The sequence below is a fragment of the Mesorhizobium sp. M7A.F.Ca.CA.002.15.2.1 genome (assembly GCF_003998715.1).
Taxonomy (GTDB): Bacteria; Pseudomonadota; Alphaproteobacteria; order Rhizobiales; family Rhizobiaceae; genus Mesorhizobium; species Mesorhizobium ciceri.
The window spans coordinates 1-2,179 of record NZ_RZPI01000827.1; the positions used below are offsets into that span (position 1 = coordinate 1).

At 64.0% G+C, this 2,179-nt stretch carries 2 protein-coding genes; both read right to left on the reverse strand.

Annotated features, from left to right (window positions below; translation table 11 throughout):
• Positions 1-29: 29 nt before the first annotated feature.
• Positions 30-788 carry a 3-ketoacyl-ACP reductase gene (locus tag ENZ74_RS29875; RefSeq protein ID WP_013529695.1) on the reverse strand — a complete coding sequence of 253 codons (759 nt, stop codon included), beginning with the start codon at positions 786-788 and terminating at the stop codon, positions 30-32.
• Positions 785-2,179: GMC family oxidoreductase (locus ENZ74_RS29880; RefSeq protein ID WP_164761313.1), on the reverse strand; the 1,395-nt coding region annotated here is incomplete at its 5' end. The genes ENZ74_RS29880 and ENZ74_RS29875, both read right to left, overlap by 4 nt.

Genomic DNA, 2,179 nt, shown 5'->3' on the forward strand with positions numbered 1-2,179 from the left:
ATGATATAGTCAGTCATTTCCTGATCCATTCATAGCCGTGGCACCGAGAGCGCGCCGTCGACATTGATGATCGAGCCGGTCGAAAAGCCGAGCTTGCCGCCGGCGAGCGTCGCCACCACCGCGCCGATGTCCGATGCTTCGCCCCAGCGTTTGGCCGGAACCAGGCCGCCGTCGATAAGGGCGTCATATTTGGCGGTCACGCCTGAGGTCATGTCGGTGCGGATGATGCCGGGCCGGACTTCGAAGACGCCGATGTTTTCAGGCGCAAGCCGCAACGCCAGGTTCTTCACCCACATCGAAAGCCCGGCCTTCGAGATGCAGTAGTCCGGCCGTTCCGGCGACGCCATTTCAGCACTGACCGAGGTGATGGTGATGATGGATCTCTGATCGCCTGGCGCAGCCAGCATCGCCTTGGCGACAGCCTGGCTGAGGAAGACGGTGCCGCGCAGGTTGATGCCCAGCGTGCGGTCGAAATTCTCCGGCTTGAGGTCCAAGAGGTCACCGCGCACCACGGCGCCGACGCCGGCATTGTTGACCAGGCAGTCGATGCGGCCGAAGGCGCGCATCGCGGCATCGACAAGTGCTGTATGGGTGTCGAGGTCCGCGATGTCGCACCTGACATAGGCGAATTTTGCGCCACGCTTGGCGATGTCGGGGGCAAGTCCGTCGGCGGCTGTTTCGGCAAGGTCGGCGACCAGAATATCGAAGCCGGCATCCGCCAGTGCCTGGGCGCAGGCGAGGCCGATGCCGCGCGCGCCGCCGGTGACGATAGCGGCGGGGCGGGTCATGCGGCGAGGTCCGTCTTGCGGATGTGGTCAGCAACGCGCAGCGCTTGGGCTGCAATCGACAGCGCTGGGTTGACCGCCGCCGAGTTCGGCAGGAAACCGGCGTCGACGACGAACAGGTTCCGGTGGTCGAAGGAGCGGCAGTAGGGGTCGAGCGCCGCCGTCGCCGGATCGTCGCCCATCTTGATCGTGCCGCATTGATGCGACGGCGTGCGCTTGTCGAAGGGGCGCGACAGCACGATGGGATAGCCGCAGGCGCGGAAGTTTTCGCGCATTACCTTGTTCAGCCCGTCGAGCGACTGCATGTTGGAGCGCCGCCACTGCATGACGATGTCCTTGCCGTCGACCATGATGCGGCTTTCCGGGTCGGGCAGGTCTTCGCACATCAGGTACCAGTCGACGGCGTGGCCGGCCATGAAGTCGAGCGCGAATCCCGGCGTGTACTTGACATTGGCCCGCAGCATGTTGCCGTCGATCTTGCCGAGCAGTTGGACGTTCCCCAGCGGCTTACCGCCCTTGCCGTCGGACAGATAGTAGTCGTTGAGCATCAGCGTCTTCTGGTAGACGGCATCGTTGCGGCGGCGCGGATCGATCGCCAGCATGGCGCTGGAATTGTGGTTCATGAAATTGCGCCCGACCTGATCGGAGCGGTTGGCAAGACCATTGCCATCGGCCGAAGGCGAGCGCAGCAGGATGACGGCGGAATTGACCGCGCCAGCGGAGAGGATGACCAGTTTCGGCGCCACCTTTTTCAGCTCACCATTCTGCCGATAGTGGATGGCAGCAATGGTTTTGCCGTCGGTCGATGCCTCCAGGTACTCGACATAACAGCCGGTCTCGAGCCGGATGTTGGTGTCCTTCAGGGCCGCCGTCAGCGGTCCTGTCTGCGCGTCGACCTTGCCCTGGCCGGTGTTGGGAAACGCGTCCCAGCCGGTCTTGCCCTCTTTCAGCCAGGTGTCGATGTCGACGCCGAGCGGCAGCGAGGCCGGATGCAGGCCGAGGTTTTTCAGCTCGGCGCGGGCGCGGGCGATCGGCGCCTCGTCGGGCACCGGCTTGTAGGCGTAGGGGATCGAATGGAACGGCTCGGTCGGATCCTCGCCCAGTGCACCGCGCACGCGAAACAGCTGTTCGGCTTTCGAATACCAGGGCTCGAATTCCTCATAGGAGAACGGCCATGCCGGCGAGACCCCGCCAAAGTGCTCCATGGCGGCGAAATCTTCCTTGCGGTAGCGGATCAGCACCGCGCCATAGAACTTCGAATTGCCGCCGACATAATAATAATTGCCGGGGTTGAAGGCGGCGCCGCCGGCCTCACGCCACATCTCCTTCGGCCTATAATGGCCGTCGACGAAGATCGAGCGCGTGTCGCGCGCGTGCGGCGTCGCCGGCAACGG

Excerpts from the sequence above, each read along its gene's own strand:
- ENZ74_RS29875 (WP_013529695.1), bottom strand. The coding sequence starts at position 788 with ATGACCCGCCCCGCCGCTATCGTCACCGGCGGCGCGCGCGGCATCGGC.